Raw genomic sequence first — 26,695 nt, 5'->3', positions numbered from 1 at the left:
TTTTCTCCTTTGTTTACACTAAGTTTACAGGAACTTCAACTTCTCGTAAACCTTGATCAGTTAAAGTGACTTTTCCATTAAAAAACTCTACAAGTGCAGCTTTAATAGTTTCTTTTTCTTCTTTATCAACATAAATCATCGTATCGACTTGATCTGTAAAGTTTGTATCCAGTTCCATGAGATTATATTCCTTAAGGAAGTTACTGTACTCTTGGTACTGAGCGTAAGACATTTGAATAGCAATGCCAGCCTGTTCTTTTATTTCAATGATGCCAATTTCCTTGACAGCTAGAGCAACACTGCCTGCGTAAGCACGAATCAATCCTCCAGCGCCTAGCTTAATGCCACCAAAGTAGCGTGTCACTACCACACAGATATTAGTAAGATTGTGATTTTCTAGCACCCCAAGCATGGGAACGCCAGCAGTACCACTAGGCTCACCATCATCACTTGTCCGTTTAATTTCACTACGTTCCCCAATAATGAAGGCCGAGCAGTTGTGCGTAGCTTTGTAGTGTTCTTTTTTGATGGCAGTAATAAAGTCTCGAGCCTCTTCTTCGCTATAAACACGCTTGGCATGACAGATAAAGCGTGATTTTTTGATTTCTTCTTGGACTTGACCGTCCTCTTTAATTGTTCTAAATTCCATGATTTAATTGTACTAAAAAATTATCTAAAGCGCTAGGTTTTTACGAATAAAGAAGTATGAAAGTAAATCCAAATTATCTCGGTCGTTTGTTTACTGAGAATGAATTAACAGAAGAAGAATGTCAGTTGGCGGAGAAACTTCCAGCAATGAGAAAGGAGAAGGGGAAATTGTTCTGCCAACGTTGTAATAGTACTATTCTAGAAGAATGGTATTTGCCCATCGGTGCTTACTATTGTCGGGAGTGCTTAATTATGAAGCGAGTTAGAAGTGATCAAGCTTTATACTATTTTCCGCAGGAGGATTTTCCGAAGCAAGATGTTCTTAAATGGAGTGGTCAATTAACTCCTTTTCAAGAGAAGGTGTCAGAGGGACTGATTCGAGCAGTAGATAAGCAGGAGCCAACCTTGGTACATGCGGTGACAGGGGCTGGAAAGACAGAAATGATTTATCAAGTTGTGGCTAAGGTGATTAATAGGGGTGGTGCAGTGTGTTTGGCCAGTCCTCGCATAGATGTTTGTTTGGAGCTGTATAAGCGCCTGCAAAAGGATTTTGTTTGTGAGATAGCCCTCCTACATGGAGAATCAGAACCTTATTTTAGAACACCGCTAGTTGTTGCGACAACCCATCAGTTATTAAAATTTTATCAAGCTTTTGATTTGCTGATAGTGGATGAAGTAGATGCTTTTCCTTATGTTGACAATCCTACGCTTTACCATGCTGTCAAGAATAGTGTAAAGGAAAATGGCTTGAGAATCTTTTTAACGGCGACTTCGACGGATGAGTTAGATAGGAAGGTCCGTTTAGGAGAATTAAAACGATTAAGCTTGCCAAGACGATTTCATGGAAATCCGTTAATTATTCCAAAACCAGTTTGGTTATCGGATTTTAATCATTGCTTAGAGAAAAGTAGATTGTCACCAAAGTTAAAGTCCTATATTGAGAAGCAGAGAAAGACAGGTTATCCGTTACTCATTTTTGCATCAGAAATTAAGAAAGGAGAACAGTTAAAAGAAATCTTACAAGAGCAATTTCCAAATGAAAAAATTGGCTTTGTATCTTCTGTCACAGAGGATCGATTAGAACAGGTACAAGCTTTTCGAGATAGAGAACTGACAATACTGATCAGTACGACGATATTGGAGCGTGGAGTCACCTTCCCTTGTGTTGACGTTTTCGTCGTAGAGGCCAATCATCGTCTGTTTACCAAGTCTAGCTTGATTCAGATTGGTGGACGAGTTGGTCGAAGCATGGATAGACCGACAGGAGATTTGCTTTTCTTCCATGATGGGTTAAATGCTTCAATCAAGAAGGCAATTAAGGAAATTCAGCAGATGAACAAGGAGGCGGGTCTATGAAGTGCTTGTTATGTGGGCAGACTATGAAGGCTCTTTTAACTTTTAGTAGCCTCTTACTGTTGAGGAATGATGACTCCTATCTTTGTTCAGACTGTGATTCTACTTTTGAGAGAATTGGAGAAGAGTATTGTCCAAACTGTATGAAAATAGGTTTGTCAACAAAGTGTCAAGATTGTCAATTTTGGTGTAAAGAAGGAGTTGAGGCCAGTCATAGAGCGATTTTTACTTACAATCAAGCTATGAAGGATTTTTTTAGTCGGTATAAGTTTGATGGGGACTTTCTTTTAAGAAAAGTGTTCGCTTCATTTTTAAGTGAGGAGTTGAAAAAGTACAAAGAGTACCAATTTGTCGTCATTCCCCTAAGTCCTGAAAGATTGCTTGAGAGGGGATTTAACCAGGTTGAAGGTTTAGTTGAAGCAGCAGGGTTCTCTTTTCAAGACTTACTGGAGAAGAGAGAAGAGCGGGCCAGTTCTTCTAAAAATCGTTCAGAACGCTTGGCAACAGAACTTTCTTTCTTTATTAAAAGTGGAGTCACTATTCCTAAAAAAATCCTACTTATAGATGACATTTATACTACTGGAACAACTATAAATCGTGTGAAGAGATTGCTAGAAGAAGCTGGTGCTGAGGACGTAAAAACATTTTCCCTTGTAAGATGAGGAAAAAATTTGCAAAAACAAAATGAAAGCGTTATAATGAAATCAGAAAAACAAAAATGTTTAGAAAGAAGGTACTCATATGATTAAATATAGTATCCGTGGTGAAAACCTAGAAGTAACAGAAGCAATTCGTGATTATGTAGTTTCTAAACTCGAAAAGATCGAAAAGTATTTTCAAGCTGAACAAGAGTTGGATGCTCGAGTAAACTTGAAGGTGTATCGTGAAAAAACTGCTAAAGTGGAAGTAACGATTCCGCTTGGCTCAATTACTCTTCGCGCAGAAGATGTATCTCAAGATATGTATGGCTCAATTGACCTTGTAACTGATAAAATTGAACGTCAGATTCGTAAAAATAAAACAAAAATCGAGCGTAAAAATAAAAATAAGGTGGCAACTAGTCAATTATTTACAGATGCTTTGGTCGAAGATTCAAATGTTGTCCAGTCTAGAGTTGTTCGTTCAAAACAAATTGATTTAAAACCAATGGATTTGGAAGAAGCTATTCTACAGATGGATTTGTTGGGACATGATTTCTTTATCTATGTTGATGTTGAAGATCAAACAACTAATGTGATTTATCGTCGTGAGGATGGCGAAATTGGTCTATTAGAAGTTAAAGAATCTTAATTAGAATATGTGTAAAGGTAGGTTTACTGAATTGTAAACCTCCTTTTTCTTATAATTGATAGAATTACTGATTACACTTTTAAAAAGTCGCTTTTTGGTGGTTATTATGGTATAATGGGTGCCAAGAGGTTTGGAATGAAAAAATTTTATGTAAGTCCTATTTTCCCCTTAATATTAGGAATAGTGGCGTTCGGAGTGCTATCTGTGCAACTTATTTTTGTAACGAATACACTGGTAACGCTATTTCTTTTGCTACTTATTTTGGGTTCATATATTTTACTATTCATTCATCAGAGAGACTACTACTCAAAGAGTGAAGTAGAACAAATCCAGCATGTAAATCATCAAGCTGAAGATAGTTTGACAACCTTGTTAGACCAGATGCCTGTTGGGGTTATTAAATTAGACTTATCGTCAGGTGAAGTTGAATGGTTTAATCCTTATGCTGAATTGATTTTGACGAATGAAGTGGGCGAAATTGATGTGGCATTAATTCAAACAATTATCAAGGCTTCTGTGGGGAATCCAGGTTCTTATGCCACCTTGGGTGAGACCCGCTATTCGGTTCATATGGACAAGGTATCTGGAGTTCTTTACTTCTTTGATGTGTCTGGAGAATATGAAGCGACTGTTGAGTTAGTAACGAGTCGACCTGTGATTGGGATTGTTTCCGTTGACAACTATGATGACTTAGAAGATGAAACATCAGAGTCTGATATCAGTCATATTAACAGTTTTGTAGCCAATTTTGTTTCAGAATTTGCTGGGAAACACGCCATGTTCTCCCGTCGAGTGAGTATGGACCGTTTTTATCTATTTACGGACTACACGGTACTTGAGGGACTAATGAATGATAAATTTTCTGTTATCGATGCTTTCAGAGAAGAGGCGAAACAGAGACAGTTGCCCTTGACTTTAAGTATGGGATTTTCTTATGGTGATGGAAATCATGATGAGATAGGGAAAGTTGCATTGCTCAACTTGAACTTGGCTGAAGTGCGTGGTGGCGACCAGGTGGTTGTCAAGGAAAACGACGAAACGAAAAATCCAGTTTATTTTGGTGGTGGGTCTGCTGCCTCAATCAAGCGTACCCGTACCCGTACGCGCGCTATGATGACAGCTATTTCAGATAAGATTCGGAGTGTGGATCAGGTTTTTGTAGTTGGTCACAAAAATCTAGATATGGATGCTTTGGGTTCTGCTGTAGGTATGCAGTTATTTGCTAGCAATGTGACTCAAAATAGCTATGCTATTTATGACGAAGAACAAATGTCGCCGGATATTGGACGAGCTGTTTCATTCTTAGAAAAAGAAGGAGTTACAAAGTTGTTGTCTGTTAAGGACGCAATGGGGATGGTGACCAATCGTTCTTTGTTGATTCTTGTAGACCATTCAAAGACAGCCTTAACTTTATCAAAAGATTTTTATGATTTATTTACCCAAACCATCGTTATTGACCACCACAGACGGGATCAGGATTTTCCAGATAATGCAGTTATCACTTATATAGAAAGTGGTGCAAGTAGTGCCAGTGAGTTGGTAACAGAATTGATTCAGTTCCAAAATTCTAAGAAGAATCGTCTGACTCGTATGCAAGCAAGTGTCTTGATGGCTGGTATGATGCTGGATACTAAAAACTTCACTTCGCGAGTGACCAGTCGAACATTTGATGTTGCTAGCTATCTCAGAACGCGCGGAAGTGATAGTATTGCTATTCAGGAAATGGCTGCGACAGATTTTGAAGAATATCGTGAGGTAAATGAACTTATTTTACAGGGGCGTAAATTAGGTTCAGATGTACTAATAGCGGAGGCTACGGACTCGAAATGTTATGATACAGTTGTTATTAGTAAGGCAGCAGATGCCATGTTAGCTATGTCAGGTATTGAAGCGAGTTTTGTTCTTGCGAAGAATACACAAGGATTTATCTCTATCTCAGCTCGCAGTCGTAGTAAGCTGAATGTACAACGGATTATGGAAGAGCTGGGAGGTGGAGGCCACTTTAATTTGGCAGCAGCTCAAATTAAAGATGTAACCTTGTCAGAAGCAGGTGAAAAACTGACAGAAATTGTATTAAATGAAATAAAGGAAAAGGAGAAAGAAGAATGAAAGTAATCTTTTTAGCAGATGTCAAAGGAAAAGGTAAAAAAGGCGAAATTAAGGAAGTACCAACAGGATATGCGCAAAACTTTCTTATCAAAAAAAATCTAGCCAAAGAAGCAACTGCTCAAGCTGTAGGTGAACTTCGTGGTAAACAAAAATCCGAAGAGAAAGCTCACGCTGAGATGATTGCAGAAGCAAAAGCAATTAAGGCACAACTTGAGGCAGAAGAAACTGTTGTAGAATTTGTTGAAAAAGTTGGTCCAGATGGTCGTACCTTTGGTTCTATTACCAATAAGAAGATTGCAGAAGAATTGCAAAAGCAATTTGGAATTAAGATTGATAAACGTCATATTCAAGTACAAGCTCCTATTCGAGCAGTTGGTTTGATTGATGTACCAGTGAAAATCTATCAAGATATCACAAGTGTAATCAATCTTCGTGTGAAAGAAGGGTAAATTTACACCTTCTTGACAAGATTGTAAAAGGAAGGGAAGTCTGATGGCAGAAGTAGAAGAGTTACGAGTACAACCTCAAGATATCTTAGCTGAGCAATCCGTTTTGGGAGCTATCTTTATTGACGAGAGTAAGCTTGTTTTTGTGCGAGAATATATTGAGTCTCGGGACTTTTTTAAGTATGCCCATCGATTGATTTTCCAAGCCATGGTTGATTTATCCGACCGTGGCGATGCTATAGACGCAACAACGGTTCGTACCATTCTTGATAATCAAGGTGATTTGCAGAATATTGGTGGCCTGTCTTACTTGGTTGAGATTGTCAATTCTGTGCCAACTTCTGCTAATGCGGAGTATTATGCTAAGATTGTTGCAGAGAAGGCCATGCTACGTCGGTTAATCGCTAAGTTGACAGAGTCTGTCAACCAAGCTTACGAGGCTTCACAACCAGCTGATGAAATCATTGCTCAGGCAGAAAAAGGCCTGATTGATGTCAGCGAAAATGCTAATCGAAGTGGATTTAAGAACATTCGAGATGTATTGAATGTTAACTTTGGAAATCTGGAAGCTCGCTCTCAACAAACGACTGATATTACAGGTATTGCTACGGGCTATCGTGATTTGGATCATATGACGACTGGACTTCATGAGGAGGAGTTGATTATCCTAGCAGCCCGTCCGGCGGTTGGTAAGACAGCTTTTGCCTTGAATATTGCTCAGAATATTGGGACTAAGTTGGACAAAACGGTTGCTATCTTTTCGCTCGAAATGGGTGCAGAGAGTCTAGTAGACCGTATGCTTGCGGCAGAAGGGTTGGTAGAGTCGCATTCTATCCGTACGGGTCAATTGACTGATGAGGAGTGGCAAAAATATACCATTGCTCAAGGGAACCTAGCTAATGCAAGTATCTATATCGATGATACGCCAGGGATTCGGATTACAGAGATTCGCTCTCGTTCTCGTAAATTGGCTCAAGAAACTGGAAATCTTGGTTTGATTTTAATAGACTATTTGCAGCTTATCACGGGAACTGGTCGGGAAAATCGTCAACAAGAGGTTTCAGAAATTTCACGTCAGTTGAAAATCCTAGCCAAGGAACTGAAGGTTCCAGTAATCGCTCTAAGTCAGCTTTCTCGTGGTGTAGAACAACGTCAGGATAAGAGACCGGTCTTGTCTGATATTCGTGAATCTGGGTCTATTGAGCAGGATGCTGATATCGTAGCCTTTCTTTATCGCGACGATTACTATGAGCGTGGTGGTGAAGAAGAGGAAGGCATACCGAATAATAAGGTAGAAGTTATTATAGAGAAAAACCGTAGTGGAGCTCGTGGAACGGTGGAATTAATTTTCCAAAAAGAATACAATAAATTTTCAAGTATCTCAAAGAGGGAGGCATAAGATGTCAGATGCATTTACAGATGTAGCCAAGATGAAAAAAATCAAAGAAGAAATCAAGGCACATGAGGGACAAGTCGTAGAAATGACTCTGGAGAATGGTCGTAAGCGCCAAAAAAATAGATTGGGTAAGCTAATTGAGGTTTATCCATCCCTATTTATCGTTGAATTTGGAAACGTTGAAGGAGATAAACAAGCTAATGTTTACGTTGAATCCTTTACTTACTCAGATATCCTTACAGAAAAGAATTTGATTCATTATCTTGACTAAAGTGAGAAATTTTCTCACTTTTTCTTTTTTTCTCCGAATAGTTTAAGTGAAGGTAATCTTCGATTTATATTATTTTTCAAGGAGGAAGAATGAAAAATTCACCATTTACAGTAACAGAGAAAAGATTTTCTTTCAGAAAATCAGTTAAAAAGGTTGTTCCTTTTTTAGTAGTAGGCTTGATGTTAGCAGCGGGTAATAGTGTATCTGCCTATTCGGGGGGAAATGACTCGATTGCACGTGGGGATGATTATCCTGTTTATTATAAAAATGGGAGCCAGGAGATTGATAAATGGCGGATGTATTCTCGTCAGTGTACTTCTTTTGCAGCCTTTCGTTTGAGTAATGTCAATGGTTTTGAGATTCCGGGAGCCTATGGAAATGCGAATGAATGGGGCTATCGTGCTCGTCGCGAAGGATATCGTGTAGATAATAGGCCAGCGATTGGCTCGATTGCTTGGTCTACTGCAGGAACTTATGGTCATGTTGCTTGGGTGTCAAATGTAATTGGAGATGAGATTGAGATTGAAGAATACAACTATGGAATAAGGGAATCTTACAATAAGCGCGTCGTGAAGGCCAATACCATGACTGGCTTTATTCATTTTAAAGATTTAGCTGGAGGCAGTGCAGGGAATAGTCAATCCTCAGCTTCAACAGGAGGAACACATTTTTTCAAGTCTAAGGCTGCTATCAAAAATCAGCCTCTAGCTAGCGCAACTGCGATTGATTACTATTATCCTGGGGAGAATGTTCATTATGATCAAATTCTCGAAAAAGATGGATACAAGTGGTTGAGTTATACGGCTTATAATGGAAGCCGTCGCTATATCCAGCTAGAGGGAGTGACTTCTTCACAGAATTCTCAGAATCAATCAGGAAATAGCTCTAGCTATGGATCCAATAGTAGTTCAACTGTTGGTTGGAAGAAAATAAATGGTAGTTGGTATCATTTCAAATCAAATGGCTCTAAATCAACAGGCTGGTTGAAGGATGGGGCTAGTTGGTATTATTTGAAATCATCTGGTGAAATGCAGACAGGATGGTTAAAGGAAAATGGGGTTTGGTATTATCTGGATAGTTCAGGGGCAATGAAAACAGGCTGGTACCAAGTCTCTGGTAAATGGTATTATTCTTACTCTTCAGGCGCTTTAGCTGTCAATACGACCGTAGATGGCTACAGAGTAAATAGTGATGGAGAACGAGTATAGAAAATGGAGTAGGAAATTTTTCCTACTCTTTTCTGTAAGCAGTTTCCTTGACTTTTTTTTTGTTTTGCGCTATCATATGTCCATATAATATATGGGAGTCTGTGTACAGTCTGAGAGGAAGTGTTAAACTTCGACCGCACCTGATCTGGGTAATGCCAGCGGAGGGAACGATACTTAGTCTATTTTGCACCTTTTCCATATATGGTAAAGGTTTTTCTTTTTATCAAAGGAAAACAAGAAGAGGAGGTTTTTATGAAAGAAAGCATTGCCTTGCAAGTTTTACCCCTAGCACAGGGGATTGATCGGATTGCTGTTATCGATCAAGTCATTGCTTATCTGCAAGCTCAGTCCGTGACCATGGTGGTGACACCATTTGAAACGGTCTTAGAAGGGGAGTTTGATGAGCTCATGCGCATTCTTAAAGAAGCGCTGGAGGTAGCAGGGCAGGAGGCAGACAATGTCTTTGCCAATGTCAAAATAAATGTAGGAGATATTTTAAGTATTGATGAGAAACTTGAAAAGTATACTGAGACGACACATTAGTCTATTGGGCTTTCTAGGAGTCTTGTCAATCTGGCAGTTAGCAGGTTTTCTTAAACTTCTCCCTAAGTTTATCCTGCCGACACCTCTTGAAATTCTCCAGTCCTTTGTTCGTGACAGAGAATTTCTCTGGCACCATAGCTGGGCGACCTTGAGAGTGGCTTTACTGGGGCTGGTTTTGGGAGTCTTGATTGCCTGTCTCATGGCTGTGCTTATGGACAGTTTGACATGGCTCAATGACCTGATTTACCCTATGATGGTGGTCGTCCAGACCATCCCGACCATTGCCATAGCCCCTATTCTGGTCTTGTGGCTCGGTTATGGGATTTTGCCCAAGATTGTCTTGATTATCTTGACGACTACCTTTCCTATCATCGTCAGCATTTTGGACGGTTTTAGGCATTGTGACAAGGATATGTTGACCTTGTTTAGTCTGATGCGGGCCAAACCTTGGCAAATCCTGTGGCATTTTAAAATCCCAGTTAGCCTGCCTTACTTTTATGCAGGTCTGAGAGTCAGTGTCTCCTACGCTTTTATCACAACAGTAGTATCTGAGTGGTTGGGAGGCTTTGAAGGACTAGGTGTCTACATGATTCAGTCCAAGAAACTGTTTCAGTATGATACCATGTTCGCTATTATTATTCTGGTATCGATTATCAGCCTTCTCGGTATGAAGTTGGTCGATATTAGTGAAAAATATGTTATTAAATGGAAACATTCATAAGAAAAAGGATGTTTCTGAAAAAGAAAAGAGGAAATCCAAATGAAAAAAACATGGAAAGTGTTTTTAACGCTTATAACAGCTTTTGTAGCTGTTGTGCTTGTGGCCTGTGGTCAAGGAACTGCTTCCAAGGACAACAAAGAAGCAGAACTCAAGAAGATTGACTTTATCCTAGACTGGACACCAAATACCAACCACACAGGCCTTTATGTTGCCAAGGAAAAAGGTTATTTCAAAGAAGCTGGAGTGGATGTTGATTTGAAATTACCGCCAGAAGAAAGTTCTTCTGACTTGGTTATCAATGGCAAGGCACCATTTGCAGTGTATTTCCAAGACTACATGGCTAAAAAATTGGAAAAAGGGGCAGGGATTACTGCCGTCGCAGCTATCGTAGAGCACAATACATCAGGAATCATCTCTCGTAAATCTGACAATGTAGCTAGTCCAAAAGACTTGGTTGGTAAGAAATACGGAACTTGGAATGACCCAACTGAACTTGCTATGTTGAAAACCTTGGTAGAATCACAAGGTGGGGACTTTGAGAAGGTAGAAAAAGTACCAAATAACGACTCAAACTCTATCACACCGATTGCTAACGGTGTCTTTGACACTGCTTGGATCTACTACGGTTGGGATGGTATCCTTGCAAAATCTCAAGGTGTAGATGCTAACTTCATGTATTTGAAAGACTACGTTAAGGAATTTGACTACTACTCACCAGTTATCATCGCCAACAACGACTACCTCAAAGACAACAAAGAAGAAGCACGTAAAGTCATCCAAGCTATCAAAAAAGGCTACCAATATGCTATGGAACATCCAGAAGAAGCTGCGGATATCCTCATCAAGAATGCGCCTGAACTCAAGGAAAAACGTGACTTTGTCATCGAATCTCAAAAATACTTGTCAAAAGAATACGCAAGCGACAAGGAAAAATGGGGTCAATTTGATGCAGCTCGTTGGAATGCCTTCTACAAATGGGATAAAGAAAATGGTATCCTTAAAGAAGACTTGACAGACAAAGGCTTTACCAACGAATTTGTGAAATAATGACAGAAATTAGACTAGAACACGTCAGTTATGCTTATGGTCAGGAGAAAATTTTAGAGGATATCAACCTGCAGGTAACTTCAGGTGAAGTGGTTTCCATCCTAGGCCCAAGTGGTGTTGGAAAAACCACCCTCTTTAATCTGATCGCTGGAATTTTAGAAGTCCAGTCAGGGCGAATCGTTCTTGATGGGGAGGAAAATCCCAAGGGGCGCGTGAGTTATATGTTGCAAAAGGACTTGCTCTTGGAGCACAAGACCGTGCTTGGTAATATCATTCTGCCCCTCTTGATTCAAAAAGTGGATAAGGCAGAAGCTATTGCTCGCGCAGATGAAATTCTTGCGACCTTCCAGTTGACAGCTGTACGAGACAAGTATCCTCATGAACTAAGTGGTGGGATGCGCCAGCGTGTGGCCTTGCTTCGTACCTACCTTTTCGGGCATAAGCTCTTTCTCTTGGATGAGGCCTTTAGCGCTTTGGATGAGATGACCAAGATGGAACTCCATGCTTGGTATTTGGAGATTCACAAGCAGTTGCAGTTAACAACCTTGATTATCACGCACAGTATCGAGGAGGCCCTCAGTCTCAGCGACCGCATCTATATCTTGAAAAATCGCCCTGGGCAGATTGTTTCAGAAATTAAACCAGATTGGTCTGAAGATGAGGACAAAGAGGTTCAAAAGATTGCCTACAAACGTCAAATCTTGGTAGAATTAGGCTTAGATAAGTAGAAAAATAGGGAGTTGGTGAAGATTATCCTTTACCAGCGCCCTTTTTCTTTTAAAAATGAGAAAATTTCGGTATAATAGTCAAAGATAGTCAAGGTTTAAAGAGAGAGGTGGGTTTGTAATGAGATTTAAAAATACATCGGATCATATTGAGGCCTACATCAAGGCGATTTTAGATCAATCTGGAATTGTGGAGTTGCAACGGAGTCAGTTAGCAGATACTTTTCAGGTTGTTCCTAGTCAGATCAACTATGTGATTAAGACACGCTTTACGGAAAGTAGAGGCTACTTGGTTGAAAGTAAGCGTGGTGGTGGAGGCTACATTCGTATAGGACGGATTGAGTTTTCTAGTCATCATGAAATGCTTAGGGAGCTGCTTTACTCGATTGGTGAGCGGGTCAGTCAAGAAATTTATGAGGATATTCTACAGCTTTTGGTTGAGCAGGAATTGATGACCAAGCAGGAGATGAATTTGCTGGTAGCAGTAGCTTTGGATCGCGTTCTAGGAGAAGAAGCTCCAGTTGTTCGTGCAAACATGCTAAGACAGGTCATACAAGAGGTAGATAGAAAAGGGAAGTAAGATGAACTATTCAAAAGCATTGAATGAATGTATCGAAAGTGCCTACATGGTTGCTGGCCATTTTAGAGCTCGTTACCTAGAGTCTTGGCACTTGTTGATTGCCATGTCCAATCACAGTTATAGTGTGGCAGGGGCGACTTTAAATGATTATCCATATGAGATGGACCGTTTAGAAGAGGTCGCTTTGGAACTGACTGAAACGGACTATAGCCAGGATGAAACTTTTACGGAATTGCCGTTTTCTCATCGTTTGCAGGTCCTTTTTGCTGAAGCAGAGTATGTAGCGTCAGTGGTCCATGCTAAGGTGTTAGGGACAGAGCATGTCCTCTATGCGATTTTGCATGATGGCAATGCCTTGGCGACTCGTATCTTGGAGAGAGCTGGTTTTTCTTATGAAGACAAGAAAGATCAGGTTAAGATTGCTGCACTTCGTCGAAATTTAGAAGAACGGGCAGGCTGGACTCGTGAAGACCTCAAGGCTTTACGCCAACGCCATCGTACAGTAGCTGACAAGCAAAATTCTATGGCTAATATGATGGGCATGCCCCAGACTCCAAGCGGTGGTCTCGAGGACTATACGCATGATTTGACAGAGCAAGCGCGTTCTGGAAAGTTAGAACCAGTCATCGGTCGTGACAAGGAAATATCCCGTATGATTCAAATCTTGAGCCGGAAAACCAAGAATAATCCTGTCTTGGTTGGAGATGCGGGCGTCGGGAAAACAGCCTTGGCGCTTGGGCTAGCTCAGCGTATTGCTAGTGGTGATGTGCCTACGGAAATGGCTAAGATGCGCGTGTTAGAGCTTGATTTGATGAATGTCGTTGCGGGGACACGTTTCCGTGGAGATTTTGAAGAACGTATGAACAATATCATCAAGGATATTGAAGCAGATGGTCAAGTCATCCTCTTTATCGATGAACTCCACACTATCATGGGTTCTGGTAGCGGGATTGATTCAACTCTGGATGCGGCCAATATCTTGAAGCCAGCCTTGGCGCGTGGAACTTTGAGAACGGTTGGTGCCACCACTCAGGAAGAATACCAAAAACACATTGAAAAAGACGCAGCCCTTTCTCGTCGTTTTGCAAAAGTGACGATTGAAGAGCCAAGTGTGGCAGACAGCATGACCATTTTACAAGGATTGAAGGCGACTTATGAGAAACATCATCGTGTGCAAATCACAGATGAAGCGGTTGAAACAGCCGTCAAGATGGCCCATCGCTACTTGACCAGTCGTCACTTGCCAGACTCTGCTATAGACCTCTTGGATGAGGCAGCAGCAACAGTGCAAAATAAGGCAAAGCATGTAAAAGCAGACGATTCAGGTTTGAGTCCAGCTGACAAGGCCTTGATGGATGGTAAGTGGAAACAGGCAGCTCAGCTAATCGAAAAAGAAGAGGAAGTGCCTGTTTATAAAGACTTGGTGATAGAGTCTGATATTTTGACCACCTTGAGTCGCTTGTCAGGTATCCCCGTTCAAAAACTGACTCAGACTGATGCTAAGAAATACCTGAATCTGGAAGCTGAATTGCATAAACGTGTCATAGGGCAAGATCAGGCTGTCTCTAGTATTAGCCGTGCGATTCGCCGCAATCAGTCAGGGATTCGCAGTCACAAGCGTCCGATTGGCTCCTTTATGTTCTTAGGGCCTACAGGCGTCGGAAAAACTGAATTAGCCAAGGCTCTGGCAGAAGTTCTTTTTGACGACGAATCAGCTCTTATCCGCTTTGATATGAGTGAGTATATGGAGAAATTTGCAGCCAGTCGTCTCAACGGAGCTCCTCCAGGCTATGTGGGGTATGAAGAAGGTGGGGAGTTAACTGAGAAGGTTCGCAACAAACCATACTCCGTTCTCCTCTTTGACGAGGTAGAGAAGGCCCACCCAGATATCTTTAATGTTCTCTTGCAGGTTCTGGATGACGGTGTCTTGACCGATAGCAAGGGCCGCAAGGTCGACTTTTCAAATACCATTATCATCATGACGTCAAACCTTGGTGCGACAGCCCTTCGGGATGACAAGACAGTCGGCTTTGGAGCTAAGGATATCCGTTTTGACCAGGAAAATATGGAAAAACGTATGTTTGAAGAGCTGAAAAAGGCTTACAGACCGGAGTTTATTAACCGTATTGATGAAAAGGTGGTCTTCCATAGTCTATCTAGCGACCATATGCAGGAAGTGGTGAAGATTATGGTCAAACCTTTAGTGGCAAGTTTGGCTGAAAAAGGAATTGACTTGAAATTACAAGCTTCCGCACTGAAATTATTGGCAAATCAAGGATATGACCCAGAGATGGGAGCCCGTCCACTTCGCAGAACCCTGCAAACAGAAGTGGAAGATAAGTTGGCAGAACTTCTTCTTAAGGGAGATTTAGTGGCAGGCAGCACACTTAAGATTGGTGTCAAAGCAGGCCAATTAAAATTTGATATTGCATAAAAAGCGAGGTCGGGAAAAGTTCCCGACCTCTTTGTTTACTGTCATGAGATAAAATTTCTCTTACGACTACTTTTATGGATGGCTATCCTTCTTAGAATTACTCAACATGTGAGTAAAAAAGTCTTTGTATCGATACTTGAGATATTTTTCGTGTAGGAATAACAAAGCGATATAAACAATCAAAAAGATTGTAGTCAGATAAAACACATCAAATGCAGTTCGCGCATAGTAAGTGGCTGATTGATAAGAGACAATAGCTGTCACAATCAACCAAGGAAGATACTTGTAATATTTGCTTAACATAATCCTACACCTCCTATATTCTATTTCAATGTTATTATATTCCTTTGCACTTAAAGTTGCAAGCGATTACACAAAAAACAAATTCAAATTTTTAATAGGAAAATCTCCTGTTTTTCTGTTTTATTACGAATAGAAGAGTAGGAGGAGTAAATGTATCTAAAGTATTTAAGATTTTTAAAATAGTTTAGATAAATTGTTGACATATTTAAAACGTAATGTTACAATCATATTACAAAAAGATTTCTTTATATTTCTAAAATATTACAAAGGAGTAGAAAAATGAAAAAGAAAACCTATATCAAATTGATGGCAGCGACTGTATTGGCTTCTACTTTGCTATTAGGAGCTTGTGGAAATAAAAAGGAGACAACTCAAGCAAGCAGTTCTGCTAAGACAAGTCAATCATCAAGTTCTAAAGCAACTTCTTCTAACAAAGAAAGCAAGACTCAGAAGTCTTCAAGTTCAGCTTCATCTGAAAAGGCCAAGGCGTCTACTGATCAATCTTCAGCAAGTGCAACGCCATCACAAGTGGCATCTGCACCAGAGCAAAGACAAGGTCAAGAAGTGGCTAATCAACAGGCGGCTAGTCAACAAACTCCTGCTCAGACTCCTTCCACTCAACAGGCTCCTCAAGCCCAGTCTAACCAATCAAGCTATGATCCTACAACTGACCGCAAACTTCAAGATAAGCAAGCAGAGCAAAATAAACGCTACAAGGGTGTTTTAACCATGGTAGATGGTGATTTCTCAGCTGCAGCAGGCAACTGGAAGGGAGCCAATGGCGAAACCATCACAGTTTCATCAGGTGGTCAATTTACAGTAGAATCTGCTGATGGAAAGAAAGAAAATTACTCTATCAAAGGCTATTCTTATACTCTTGATGATGGTAAGTATAATGCCAAAATTGGTGGAGGAAAAGTCATCCAAATTACAACAGGAGCGGATGGTAAGGTTTCCAGTGTTGCTTTGAGTCAATAATAGCTTTCAGTATTTGAATTTTTACAATCAAAGAAAATCCGTCAGCTCAATAAGAGTTGACGGATTATTTTATACTTATACTTGGGTTAAAAATTCTTCTGTAGTAAGAATTTGAGCAAACTCATCTTGTAGAGAAAGGAGATTAATCTCATGGATAGTCTCAGGAGAGATGGCCTGACCGTTTTTGTTAGATAGGGTAAAACTGGCAGTATCATCGGCTAGTAAAGTGACTTCAAAACCAAGATTTGCTGCCATTCGTGTCGTAGTAGATACACAATGAGGCAGGGTCAAACCAACAAGGACTAAATGACCAATCTGATTTTTTCGTAAATAGGTTTCAAGATTTGTTCCAATAAAGGCGCTATTAACTGTTTTTTGAAAGACAGGTTCTGAGGTGACTGGTTCAAATCCACTTTTAAACTCCTGATTTTGTTTGTTGTGAAATTGTGACTGGGGATTGTCAGATATGTGTTGAACGTGTAAGACTGGAAGAGCGTGTTTACGAAAGTATGCCAGTACCCTCAATGCTTGATGTTCAGCTTGAGGGTTATTTCGTTCTCCCCAGATAGGGTTCTCAAATGCTTTTTGCATATCGATAACAAGTAGAGCAGTATGAACCATTTTAAGCTTTCTCCAATTGCAAGAGGGCTTCAATCTCTGCCAGAGTGCTAGCTTGTGAAATGGCTCCACGGAGTTTGGCAGCGCCAGATGTTCCACGGAGGTAGTGAGGAGCGAGGCCACGGAATTCACGAACTGCGACGTTTTCCCCTTTGAGGTTAATCAAACGTTTCAAGTGTTCATAGGCGATTTTCATCTTATCTTCAAAGGTCAAATCAGGTAGGATTTCTCCTGTTTCAAAGTAATGGTTGATTTGGTTAAAGAGGTAGGGATTGCCCATGGCAGCGCGGCCAATCATAACTGCGTCAGCACCGACTTCTTCGATGCGTTGTTTGGCTTCTTGGACCGTACGGATGTCACCGTTGGCGAGAAATGGAATCTTGGTCAAAGCTTGAGCGACCTTGTGAAGGGTCTCAAGGTCTGCGTGACCTGTATACATTTGCTCACGGGTACGGCCATGCATAGCAAGGGCAGAAACACCTGCAGCTTCAGCAGCGAGGGCATTTTCTACTGCAAGAGATGGATCAGCCCAGCCTGTACGCATTTTGACAGTAAGTGGGATATCAAGGACAGATTGGACCTTGTTGATGATAGAGTAAATCTTGTCTGGATCCTTGAGCCACATAGCGCCAGCTTCGTTCTTCACGATTTTATTAACAGGGCATCCCATGTTGATATCCACGATATCGGTCTTAGTGTTTTCTTGGATAAATTCTGCTGCGCGTGCTAGGCTGTCTTCATCACTACCAAAAAGTTGGATAGAGACAGGGTTTTCGCCTTCATCGATATGAAGCATGTGCAGGGTTTTTTCGTTGTTGTATTGGATTCCCTTGTCAGAGACCATTTCCATGACAACGAGTCCAGCTCCGAGCTCTTTTGCGATGGTCCGAAAGGCTGAGTTGGTGACACCAGCCATAGGTGCTAAAACGGTACGATTGGGAATCTCAACATTGCCAATCATAAAAGGTGTATTAAGATTTGTCACGAATGAGTTCCTCCAGGTCGTTTTCATCAAAGTTATAAGTAGTTTGGCAGAATTGACAAGTGATTTCTGCTCCGTGGTCTTCCTCTTTCATTTCCTGTAAGTCTGAGATTGGAAGGCTAGCAAGAGCGTTCATAAAGCGTTCATGGCTACAGTCACATTGGAAACGGATCTCTTCTTCGGATAGGCGTTTGTAGGCCTCGTCACCGTAGATAGCCTTGAGAAGGGCTTCGATATGGTCTTCACTTTCGAGAAGCGTTGAGATAGCTGGCATTTCTTGGATGCGTTTCTCAAAGCGAGCAATTTCTTCTTCCTTGGCTCCTGGCAAGACTTGAACTAGGAAACCACCTGCAACCTTAACCTTGTCTTCTTCGTCTAAAAGGACATTGAGGCCGACTGCAGAAGGCGTTTGTTGGCTTTCAGTCAGGTAAAAGGCAAGGTCTTCACCAATTTCCCCAGAGATAAGGGGAGTCATAGAGTTGTAAGGATTTCCAGTACCGTAGTCTGTGATAACGAGGAATTGACCATTTCCAACAAAAGGTCCAACTAGAACTTCACCAGTTGCAGTCTTTTTGATGTCAACACCAGGATTTTGAACATAGCCTTTGACGTTCCCCTTGGTGTCAGCGACGGTGATGATAGCTCCTAGAGAGCTAGATCCCAGTACCTTCACTGTTAGTTTGGTATTTCCTTTTTCATTGGCTGCGAGAATCTGGCTAGCGATAAGAGTTCGACCAAGTGCTACAGTTGAGCTAGCTTGGGTTTGGTGTTTTTCTTGAGCAGTGCGGACGGTTTCAGTGCTATCAAGGACAAAAGCACGAAAGGCGCCACTTTCTGATATTGTTTTAATAATTTTATCCATAGCTACTATTTTAGCATAAAAATGCCCAAAGGGGGAGCCGTGTGTTTGCTGATTTTCAGGATAATGGATAAGGAAATCAGCATGAAAATAAAAAGAGAAACAGATTATTTCAGCATTTGTAAGATTTATGCTATGCTTAAGGTAGAAAATGAAAGGGGTAACAAATGTATTTAGGAGATTTGATGGAAAAGGCTGAATCTGGCCAATTTTCAATCCTTTCCTTTCTATTACAAGAGTCTCAGACGACTGTCAAGGCTGTAATGGAGGAAACAGGATTTTCAAAAGCAACTCTAACCAAATATGTCACCCTGCTTAATGAAAAGGCTTTGGATAGTGGCTTAGAGCTGACTATTCACTTAGAAGATGAAAATCTGCGCCTGTCAATCGGTGCAACTACCAAGGGGAGAGATATTCGGAGCCTGTTTTTGGAGAATGCTGTTAAATACCAGATTTTGGTCTATCTTCTCTACCATCAACAGTTTTTAGCCCATCAGCTGGTTCAAGAATTGATGATTAGCGAGGCTACGCTTGGTCGTCACTTAGCTAGCTTAAATCAGATTTTGTCAGAATTTGATTTATCCATCCAGAATGGACGTTGGCGAGGTCCAGAGCATCAGATTCGCTATTTCTATTTCTGTCTTTTTCGCAAGTTGTGGTCGAGTCAGGAATGGGAAGGACATATGCAGAAGCCAGAGAGAAAGCAGGAGATTGCCAGCTTAGAAGAAATCTGCGGTGCTAGCTTGTCTTCAGGTCAGAAACTGGACTTGGTTCTCTGGGTTCACATCAGTCAACAGCGCCTTCGGGTTAACGCCTGTCAGTTTCAAGTCATAGAAGAAAAAATGCGAGGGTATTTTGACAATATTTTCTACCTTCGTTTGCTGAGAAAGGCTCCGTCCTTTTTTGCTGGGCAACATATCCCTCTAGGAACTGAGGATGGTGAGATGATGGTATTCTTTTCATTTCTCCTTTCCCATCGTATCTTGCCCCTTCATACTATGGAGTATATCCTTGGTTTTGGAGGGCAATTAGCCGATTTGCTGACGCAATTGATTCAAGAGATGAAGAAGGAGGAGCTGCTGGGGGACTACACAGAGGACCATGTCACCTATGAACTCAGCCAGCTTTGTGGTCAAATTTATCTCTACAAGGGCTATATCTTACAGGACCGCTATAAGTACCAGTTAGAGAATCGTCATCCTTATTTTTTGATGGAACATGATTTTAGGGGAACGGCAGAGGAGATTTTTCATGCCTTGCCTGCCTTTCAGCAGGGGACGGATTTGGATAAGAAAATTCTCTGGGAATGGCTCCAGTTAATTGAATATATGGCTGAAAATGGTGGCCAGCATATGCGGATTGGTTTGGATTTGACATCAGGTTTTCTTGTCTTTTCAAGGATGGCAGCCATTTTGAAACGGTATTTGGAATACAATCGTTTTATTACCATTGAAGCCTATGACCGAACTCGACATTATGATTTGCTGGTTACCAATAACCCGATTCATAAGAAGGAACAGACTCCAGTTTATTATTTAAAAAACGACTTGGATTTGGAAGATTTGGCAGCGATTCGTCAGTTATTATTCACTTAAAAGGCTTGGTTGTTCCAGGTCTTTTTTGTGAAATTCACACAATCTACTCACATTTTTTAAAAAATTAAAAAAAGTTGATAAGCAAGAAAGCGCTTTATTTTGTATACTAGTAAGTGTAAAGAGGAAACATCCTCAAGATCTTTATCAGGAGGACAGCACATGTCACAAGAAAAATACATCATGGCCATTGACCAGGGGACTACAAGCTCTCGTGCCATTATTTTCAACAAAAAAGGAGAAAAGGTCAGCTCGAGTCAAAAAGAGTTTACCCAGATTTTCCCTCAGGCAGGTTGGGTAGAGCACAATGCCAATGAAATTTGGAACTCAGTCCAGTCAGTTATTGCGGGTGCTTTCATCGAAAGTGGTGTCAAGCCAAGTCAAATCGAAGCAATCGGAATTACCAACCAACGTGAAACAACTGTTGTCTGGGATAAGAAAACAGGGCTCCCTATCTACAACGCTATCGTTTGGCAGTCTCGCCAAACAGCCCCTTTAGCTGAGCAACTAAAAAACCAAGGTTATGTGGAAAAATTCCATGAAAAGACTGGTTTGATCATCGATGCTTACTTCTCAGCGACTAAGGTTCGTTGGATTTTGGATCATGTTGAAGGTGCTCAAGAGCGAGCAGAAAAAGGGGAATTGCTCTTTGGTACTATCGATACTTGGTTAGTTTGGAAATTGACTGACGGTGCGGCTCACGTGACCGACTACTCAAACGCAGCTCGTACCATGCTTTATAACATTAAAGAACTCAAATGGGATGATGAGATTTTGGAAATCCTCAACATTCCTAAGGCTATGCTTCCGGAAGTTCGTTCTAACTCTGAAATCTACGGTAAGACAGCCCCATTCCATTTCTATGGTGGAGAAGTCCCAATCTCAGGTATGGCTGGTGACCAACAGGCAGCCCTCTTTGGACAGTTGGCCTTTGAGCCTGGTATGGTCAAGAATACTTATGGAACAGGCTCTTTCATCATCATGAATACTGGTGAAGAAATGCAGTTGTCTGAAAATAACCTCTTGACAACGATTGGTTACGGAATTAACGGCAAGGTTTACTATGCCTTGGAAGGTTCTATCTTCATCGCAGGAAGTGCCATTCAGTGGCTTCGTGACGGTCTTCGCATGGTTGAAAATTCACCAGAATCTGAAAAATACGCTCGTGATTCTCACAACAATGATGAAGTTTATGTCGTTCCAGCATTTACAGGTCTAGGTGCTCCATACTGGAACCAAAACGCTCGCGGTTCTGTCTTTGGCTTAACTCGTGGAACAACTAAAGAAGACTTTATTAAGGCGACTTTGCAATCTATCGCTTATCAGGTGCGTGATATCATCGACACCATGCAAGTGGATGCTCAGACAGCTATTCAAGTCTTGAAAGTGGACGGTGGTGCAGCTATGAACAATTTCCTCATGCAGTTCCAAGCTGACATTTTGGGAATCGATATCGCACGCGCCAAAAACTTGGAAACAACAGCCCTAGGAGCAGCCTTCCTAGCAGGTTTGTCAGTAGGTTATTGGAAAGACTTGGATGAGTTGAAACTCTTGAATGAGACAGGAGAGCTCTTCGAGCCATCGATGAACGAATCTCGCAAGGAACAACTCTACAAGGGCTGGAAGAAGGCTGTAAAAGCAACGCAAGTCTTTGCGGAAATCGATGACTAATACTCAATGAAAATCAAAGAGCAAACTAGGAAGCTAGCCGCAGGTTGCTCAAAGCACTGCTTTGAGGTTGTAAATGAAACTGACGAAGTCAGTAACCATACATTCGGTAAGGCGACGCTGACGTGGTTTGAAGAGATTTTCGAAGAGTATAATACTGGAAGAATAAAGCGACTTAGTTAGAAAGTGTGTAAATATGGAATTTTCAAAGAAAACACGTGAATTATCAATTCAAAAAATGCAGGAACGTACCTTGGACCTCTTGATTATCGGTGGAGGAATTACAGGGGCTGGTGTAGCCTTGCAGGCAGCAGCTAGTGGTCTAGATACTGGTTTGATTGAAATGCAGGACTTCGCAGAAGGAACATCCAGCCGTTCAACAAAATTGGTTCACGGCGGTCTTCGTTACCTCAAACAATTCGACGTAGAAGTGGTATCAGATACAGTTTCAGAACGTGCTGTAGTTCAACAAATCGCACCACATATTCCAAAACCAGACCCAATGCTCTTACCAGTTTACGATGAAGATGGAGCGACCTTTAGCCTCTTCCGTCTTAAAGTAGCTATGGACTTGTACGACCTTTTGGCAGGAGTTAACAACACACCAGCTGCTAACAAGGTTTTGAGCAAGGAAGAAGTTTTGGAACGCCAGCCAAACTTGAAGAAAGAAGGCTTGGTAGGAGGTGGGGTTTACCTTGACTTCCGTAACAACGATGCCCGTCTCGTGATTGAAAACATCAAACGTGCCAACCAAGACGGTGCCCTCATTGCCAACCACGTGAAGGCAGAAGGTTTCCTCTTTGACGAAAGTGGCAAGATTACAGGTGTTGTAGCTCGTGATCTCTTGACAGACCAAGTCTTTGAAATCAAGGCTCGTCTGGTTATCAACACAACAGGTCCTTGGAGCGATAAAGTACGCAATTTGTCTAATAAGGGAACCCAATTCTCACAAATGCGCCCAACTAAGGGAGTTCACTTGGTAGTGGATTCAAGCAAGATCAAGGTTTCACAACCAGTTTACTTTGACACAGGTTTGGGTGATGGCCGTATGGTCTTTGTTCTCCCACGTGAAAACAAGACTTACTTTGGTACAACCGATACAGACTACACAGGTGATTTGGAACATCCAAAAGTAACTCAGGAAGATGTGGATTATCTACTTGGCATTGTCAACAACCGCTTCCCAGAAGCCAACATTACCATTGATGATATTGAAAGTAGCTGGGCAGGTCTTCGTCCATTGATCGCAGGCAATAGCGCTTCTGACTACAATGGAGGAAATAACGGTACAATCAGTGATGAAAGCTTTAACAACTTGATTGCGACTGTTGAATCTTATCTCTCTAAAGAAAAAACGCGTGAAGATGTTGAGTCTGCTGTCAGCAAGCTTGAAAGCAGTACCTCTGAGAAGCATTTGGATCCATCTGCAGTTTCACGTGGTTCGAGCTTGGACCGAGATGACAATGGCCTCTTGACCCTTGCTGGTGGTAAAATCACAGACTACCGTAAGATGGCTGAAGGAGCTATGGAGCGCGTGGTTGACATCCTCAAAGCAGAATTTGACCGTAGCTTTAAACTGATCAATTCTAAGACTTACCCTGTTTCAGGTGGGGAATTGAACCCAGCAAATGTTGATTCAGAAATCGAAGCCTTTGCGCAACTTGGAGTGTCACGTGGATTGGATAGCAAGGAAGCTCACTATCTCGCAAATCTCTATGGTTCAAATGTACCGAAAGTCTTTGCCCTTGCTCATAGTTTAGAACAAGCACCAGGACTCAGCTTGGCAGATACTTTATCACTTCACTATGCAATGCGCAATGAGTTGGCTCTTAGCCCAGTTGACTTCCTCCTTCGTCGTACCAACCACATGCTCTTTATGCGTGATAGTTTGGATAGCATCGTTGAGCCAGTTTTAGATGAAATGGGACGATTCTATGACTGGACAGAAGACGAGAAAGCAACTTACCGTGCGGATGTTGAAGCAGCCCTTGCTAACAACGATCTAGCGGAATTGAAAAATTAAGAAAAACTAGAAGAGAGGGAGACAAGCCTTCCTTGCCTTCCCTCTCCTTCTTTAAAATGGAGACAACGATATGATGAAAGAATTATTTGGAGAATTTTTGGGGACTTTAATCCTGATTCTTCTAGGAAATGGTGTTGTTGCAGGTGTGGTTCTTCCTAAAACCAAGAGCAACAATGCAGGTTGGATTGTGATTACTATGGGTTGGGGAATTGCTGTAGCCGTTGCGGCTTTTGTATCTGGCACGCTCAGCCCAGCCCACCTAAATCCAGCTGTAACGTTTGCGATGGCCTTAAAAGGAACGCTCTCTTGGGCTTCCGTTTTCCCATACATCCTAGCTCAGTTCGCAGGGGCTATGCTGGGTCAGATTTTGGTTTGGTTGCAATTCAAACCGCATTATGAGGCAGAAGAAAATGCAGGCAATATCCTGGCAACCTTCAGTACTGGACCAGCTATAAAAGATACTGTATCAAACTTGATTAGTGAAATCCTTGGCACCTTTGTATTGGTATTGACAATCTTTGCTTTGGGACTTTATGACCTTCAAGCAGGAATCGGAACCTTCGCAGTGGGAACTTTGATTGTCGGTATCGTTCTATCACTAGGTGGGACAACAGGTTCTGCCTTGAACCCTGCGCGTGACCTTGGACCTCGTATCATGCATAGCATTTTGCCAATTTCAAACAAGGGAGACGGAGACTGGTCTTACGCTTGGATTCCAGTTGTGGGACCTGTTATCGGTGCAGCCTTGGCCGTGCTTGTATTCTCGCTTTTCTAAGATATTAAAACTCAATTATTCATACTTCAATAAACACAACTTACAAAAAATGACCAAAATAAAGGAGTACTTTCTCACTTCATTTTGGTCATTTTGATTTTTTTAAGTTTGTATACTGGTGTTGATTACTATTTCAGCTAAAAAGTCAGAATCCTTCACCGGTTCCTTCATCAATTTTTTGTTCTTGAATTTTATTTATTGTGTGAATAATTTCGTCTCATTACTAAGAGTTGGTTGAATTTTTTACTCTAGGAAATTAGATAATAGAAGTATCTATAGTTTTTAAATTATGATATAATGAATAAAGTTAACTATCTTTGGTAATATGATAGGAACTAATCTTAAAAAGATAAATCATGAGATGAGAAAAAGAAAAAAGGAGTTTGGCTGGTATGAATTATTTCGAGGGGAATGAGTTTTTCCTTCTTTTGTTTGTAGTTTTACTAATTGGTTTTGTAGTAAACTTTTTTGAAAAACGTAAGGACTACTATATTTTGGTGCTCTCCCTCTTATTTGCAGGAGCTATTTATGGCAAGAGTAGAGCAATGATTGTCTATTTAATCTCCTTTGTAATTTATCAATATTTTCTGGTTTTCATAGCACAGAGGATAGAAACAAAGCGGCTGAAACCTCTGGTTTTCCTTTCTATTCTCCCCTTAGTAATCAATAAAGTCTTTTCCCTGACTTCTTTGCATTTGTTGGCCTTTATTGGAATTTCCTACATGTCCTTTAAGACCATTCAAATCATGCTAGAAATATCGGATGGCTTGATTAAAGAAAAGATTAGCATAAAAGACTACCTGCAATTTTTACTTTTTTTCCCTACAGTTAGTGCTGGTCCGATTGATCGGAGTAGGAGATTTTTAAAAGAGATAAACGAGGTCATGCCTCGAAAAGAGTATCTAGAGTTAGCAGGGGACGGTGTGTATCGTATCGTTCTAGGCCTTCTTTACAAGGTTGTTTTGTCAACCTATGTGTACCAGATGTTACTCGCTCTAAATAATACTGGTACAGTCGTCTACTCAATCAAGTACATGTACCTTTACACCTTGTATCTTTTCTTCGACTTTGCAGGTTATAGTCTAATGGCTGTTGGAAGTAGTAACATTCTAGGTATTCAGACACCGATGAACTTTAACAAACCTTTCTTGAGTGTCGATATCAAGGATTTCTGGACTAGATGGCATATTACCTTATCAACCTGGTTGAGAGACTTTGTATTTTCAAGAGTATTGATGCAGGCCATCAGGAAAAAATGGTTTAAAAATAGATTACATAATGCAACATATGCCTATATGGTCAATATGTTGATCATGGGTTTATGGCATGGTCTTAGTGTAAGCTACATTTTTTATGGTTTTTATCATGGTATCTTGATGGCTGGATTTGAAGTGTATCAAAAGAAAAGTAATTTTTATAAGACAAATAAAAATAAAAACTGGTATAAGCTACTGAGTTGGTTTGTGACCATGAACTTGGTTATGATTGGTTTCTTTATCTTTTCAGGGGAACCATATAAAATTTTACTTACGATTTTAAAGAGATAAAAAATTGAAAAGAGATTGGACGGATCGAAGGGATAGGATAAAACGATATGATTAAACTAAAAGCATTTTTGCTATCGCTTGTGTTCGTAAGTGCGACGCTTGCCCTTTTAAGTGTGACATTTATTAAGAAGATTGATGATTATTATAAAGTTAAGGATAACAGTATTCGCTACAGCACTTCGTATGAAAAGTATAAAAGTAGAGATATTCTGACAAGCAATATTACTCCCAATACATTTGTTTTATTGGGCTCATCAGAGTTGGTTGCGACGATAAATGAAGACTACCATCCCAATAAAATTTTTAACTACAACGATTTTAATATCATGCAGATTGGGACTAGTTATTCACAAAACATCATTCAGGCTACGACCTTGGGTTCTATTGAAGGATCTATGACTAAGCGAAAAGTGGCTATAATAGAGTCGGTTCAGTGGTTTGAAAAAGATGGGACTCATCAGGATGCCTTTTTGAACAAGGCTTCTCAAGAACATATTTTCCATATGCTAAATAATGATAAGATTAGTAAGGAAACGAAAGAAAAACTAATTAATCGCATTATCGAGATTACCAAGGGGA

Annotated in this window: 26 protein-coding genes; 21 read left to right on the top strand and 5 right to left on the bottom strand. The window is 40.8% G+C overall.

Annotated features, from left to right (window positions below; translation table 11 throughout):
• Positions 1-13: 13 nt before the first annotated feature.
• Complete coding sequence (locus QP439_RS02665; RefSeq protein WP_285387492.1) at positions 14-649, bottom strand: YigZ family protein; 636 nt, start codon at positions 647-649, stop codon at positions 14-16.
• A gap of 56 nt (positions 650-705) precedes the next feature.
• Here QP439_RS02665 and QP439_RS02660 point away from each other — a divergent pair, with 56 nt between their 5' ends.
• From QP439_RS02660 to QP439_RS02595, 14 genes are all read left to right on the top strand, one after another.
• A complete protein-coding gene (locus tag QP439_RS02660) occupies positions 706-2,004 on the top strand; it encodes an ATP-dependent helicase ComFA (RefSeq protein ID WP_285387490.1) in 1,299 nt (432 codons plus the stop codon).
• Positions 2,001-2,663 (top strand): ComF family protein, encoded by a 663-nt coding sequence (locus tag QP439_RS02655; protein WP_285387488.1) that lies wholly within the window; start codon positions 2,001-2,003, stop codon positions 2,661-2,663. The genes QP439_RS02660 and QP439_RS02655 overlap by 4 nt, the downstream gene beginning before the upstream one ends.
• A 79-nt stretch (positions 2,664-2,742) precedes the next feature.
• Positions 2,743-3,291, top strand: a complete 549-nt coding sequence (hpf, locus tag QP439_RS02650) for a ribosome hibernation-promoting factor, HPF/YfiA family (protein WP_000599101.1) — start codon at positions 2,743-2,745, stop codon at positions 3,289-3,291.
• Positions 3,292-3,426: 135 nt separating this feature from the next.
• Complete coding sequence (locus tag QP439_RS02645; RefSeq protein WP_000715134.1) at positions 3,427-5,400, top strand: DHH family phosphoesterase; 1,974 nt, start codon at positions 3,427-3,429, stop codon at positions 5,398-5,400.
• Positions 5,397-5,849 (top strand): 50S ribosomal protein L9, encoded by a 453-nt coding sequence (rplI, locus tag QP439_RS02640; RefSeq protein WP_000864214.1) that lies wholly within the window; start codon positions 5,397-5,399, stop codon positions 5,847-5,849. Before QP439_RS02645 ends, rplI begins: the two co-directional genes overlap by 4 nt.
• A gap of 43 nt (positions 5,850-5,892) precedes the next feature.
• On the top strand, positions 5,893-7,245 hold the full coding sequence (gene dnaB, locus QP439_RS02635) for a replicative DNA helicase (protein WP_000852490.1): 1,353 nt from the start codon (positions 5,893-5,895) through the stop codon (positions 7,243-7,245).
• A 1-nt stretch (position 7,246) separates the two neighbouring features.
• Positions 7,247-7,513 (top strand): Veg family protein, encoded by a 267-nt coding sequence (locus QP439_RS02630; RefSeq protein ID WP_001278169.1) that lies wholly within the window; start codon positions 7,247-7,249, stop codon positions 7,511-7,513.
• A gap of 89 nt (positions 7,514-7,602) precedes the next feature.
• Positions 7,603-8,721, top strand: a complete 1,119-nt coding sequence (cbpD, locus tag QP439_RS02625) for a choline binding-anchored murein hydrolase CbpD (RefSeq protein ID WP_285387486.1) — start codon at positions 7,603-7,605, stop codon at positions 8,719-8,721.
• 252 nt (positions 8,722-8,973) lie between these two features.
• Positions 8,974-9,264 (top strand): thiamine-binding protein, encoded by a 291-nt coding sequence (locus QP439_RS02620; RefSeq protein WP_285387484.1) that lies wholly within the window; start codon positions 8,974-8,976, stop codon positions 9,262-9,264.
• Positions 9,227-9,985 (top strand): ABC transporter permease, encoded by a 759-nt coding sequence (locus QP439_RS02615; protein ID WP_285387482.1) that lies wholly within the window; start codon positions 9,227-9,229, stop codon positions 9,983-9,985. The genes QP439_RS02620 and QP439_RS02615 overlap by 38 nt, the downstream gene beginning before the upstream one ends.
• A gap of 39 nt (positions 9,986-10,024) precedes the next feature.
• Positions 10,025-11,032 (top strand): ABC transporter substrate-binding protein, encoded by a 1,008-nt coding sequence (locus QP439_RS02610; protein WP_261032037.1) that lies wholly within the window; start codon positions 10,025-10,027, stop codon positions 11,030-11,032.
• Positions 11,032-11,760: an ABC transporter ATP-binding protein gene (locus QP439_RS02605; protein WP_153198937.1), complete on the top strand. Its 729-nt coding sequence runs from the start codon at positions 11,032-11,034 to the stop codon at positions 11,758-11,760. Before QP439_RS02610 ends, QP439_RS02605 begins: the two co-directional genes overlap by 1 nt.
• A gap of 118 nt (positions 11,761-11,878) precedes the next feature.
• On the top strand, positions 11,879-12,337 hold the full coding sequence (locus tag QP439_RS02600) for a CtsR family transcriptional regulator (RefSeq protein ID WP_004261972.1): 459 nt from the start codon (positions 11,879-11,881) through the stop codon (positions 12,335-12,337).
• Position 12,338: 1 nt separating this feature from the next.
• Positions 12,339-14,771, top strand: a complete 2,433-nt coding sequence (locus tag QP439_RS02595) for an ATP-dependent Clp protease ATP-binding subunit (protein WP_285387481.1) — start codon at positions 12,339-12,341, stop codon at positions 14,769-14,771.
• A gap of 72 nt (positions 14,772-14,843) precedes the next feature.
• Here the strand turns inward: QP439_RS02595 and QP439_RS02590 are convergent, their stop codons facing one another.
• Positions 14,844-15,074, bottom strand: coding sequence for a hypothetical protein (locus tag QP439_RS02590; RefSeq protein WP_033682492.1), 231 nt, complete (start codon positions 15,072-15,074; stop codon positions 14,844-14,846).
• 279 nt (positions 15,075-15,353) lie between these two features.
• Between QP439_RS02590 and QP439_RS02585 the strand changes: the two genes are divergently transcribed.
• Entirely contained in the window at positions 15,354-16,052 is a 699-nt protein-coding gene (locus QP439_RS02585; RefSeq protein WP_153198939.1) for a hypothetical protein, read from the top strand.
• A gap of 75 nt (positions 16,053-16,127) precedes the next feature.
• Here QP439_RS02585 and QP439_RS02580 read toward each other — a convergent pair whose 3' ends face one another.
• The 3 genes from QP439_RS02580 to hslO are packed head-to-tail and all read right to left on the bottom strand — an operon-like array spanning position 16,128 to position 18,514.
• Entirely contained in the window at positions 16,128-16,673 is a 546-nt protein-coding gene (locus QP439_RS02580) for a cysteine hydrolase family protein (RefSeq protein ID WP_285387478.1), read from the bottom strand.
• A 1-nt stretch (position 16,674) separates the two neighbouring features.
• Positions 16,675-17,655, bottom strand: a complete 981-nt coding sequence (dusB, locus tag QP439_RS02575) for a tRNA dihydrouridine synthase DusB (protein ID WP_285387476.1) — start codon at positions 17,653-17,655, stop codon at positions 16,675-16,677.
• Positions 17,642-18,514, bottom strand: coding sequence for an Hsp33 family molecular chaperone HslO (gene hslO, locus QP439_RS02570; protein ID WP_203175228.1), 873 nt, complete (start codon positions 18,512-18,514; stop codon positions 17,642-17,644). Before hslO ends, dusB begins: the two co-directional genes overlap by 14 nt.
• Before the next feature lie 164 nt (positions 18,515-18,678).
• Between hslO and QP439_RS02565 the strand changes: the two genes are divergently transcribed.
• The 6 genes from QP439_RS02565 to dltD form a co-directional block, all read left to right on the top strand.
• A complete protein-coding gene (locus tag QP439_RS02565) occupies positions 18,679-20,106 on the top strand; it encodes an AcpB/EbpR/MafR family transcriptional regulator (RefSeq protein WP_285387475.1) in 1,428 nt (475 codons plus the stop codon).
• 159 nt (positions 20,107-20,265) lie between these two features.
• Entirely contained in the window at positions 20,266-21,774 is a 1,509-nt protein-coding gene (gene glpK / locus QP439_RS02560; RefSeq protein ID WP_084953116.1) for a glycerol kinase GlpK, read from the top strand.
• A gap of 193 nt (positions 21,775-21,967) precedes the next feature.
• Complete coding sequence (glpO, locus tag QP439_RS02555; RefSeq protein WP_153210232.1) at positions 21,968-23,794, top strand: type 1 glycerol-3-phosphate oxidase; 1,827 nt, start codon at positions 21,968-21,970, stop codon at positions 23,792-23,794.
• 70 nt (positions 23,795-23,864) lie between these two features.
• Complete coding sequence (locus QP439_RS02550; protein WP_227326022.1) at positions 23,865-24,569, top strand: MIP/aquaporin family protein; 705 nt, start codon at positions 23,865-23,867, stop codon at positions 24,567-24,569.
• 392 nt (positions 24,570-24,961) lie between these two features.
• Positions 24,962-26,116, top strand: coding sequence for a D-alanyl-lipoteichoic acid biosynthesis protein DltB (dltB, locus tag QP439_RS02545; protein WP_261026999.1), 1,155 nt, complete (start codon positions 24,962-24,964; stop codon positions 26,114-26,116).
• Between the two features lie 47 nt (positions 26,117-26,163).
• Positions 26,164-26,695 (top strand): D-alanyl-lipoteichoic acid biosynthesis protein DltD (dltD, locus tag QP439_RS02540; protein WP_285387471.1); only part of this gene is annotated, 532 nt, incomplete at its 3' end.

This window comes from Streptococcus sp. UMB1203 (assembly GCF_030217725.1).
GTDB lineage: Bacteria > Bacillota > Bacilli > Lactobacillales > Streptococcaceae > Streptococcus.
This window is presented reverse-complemented; position numbering and strand designations above follow the sequence as displayed.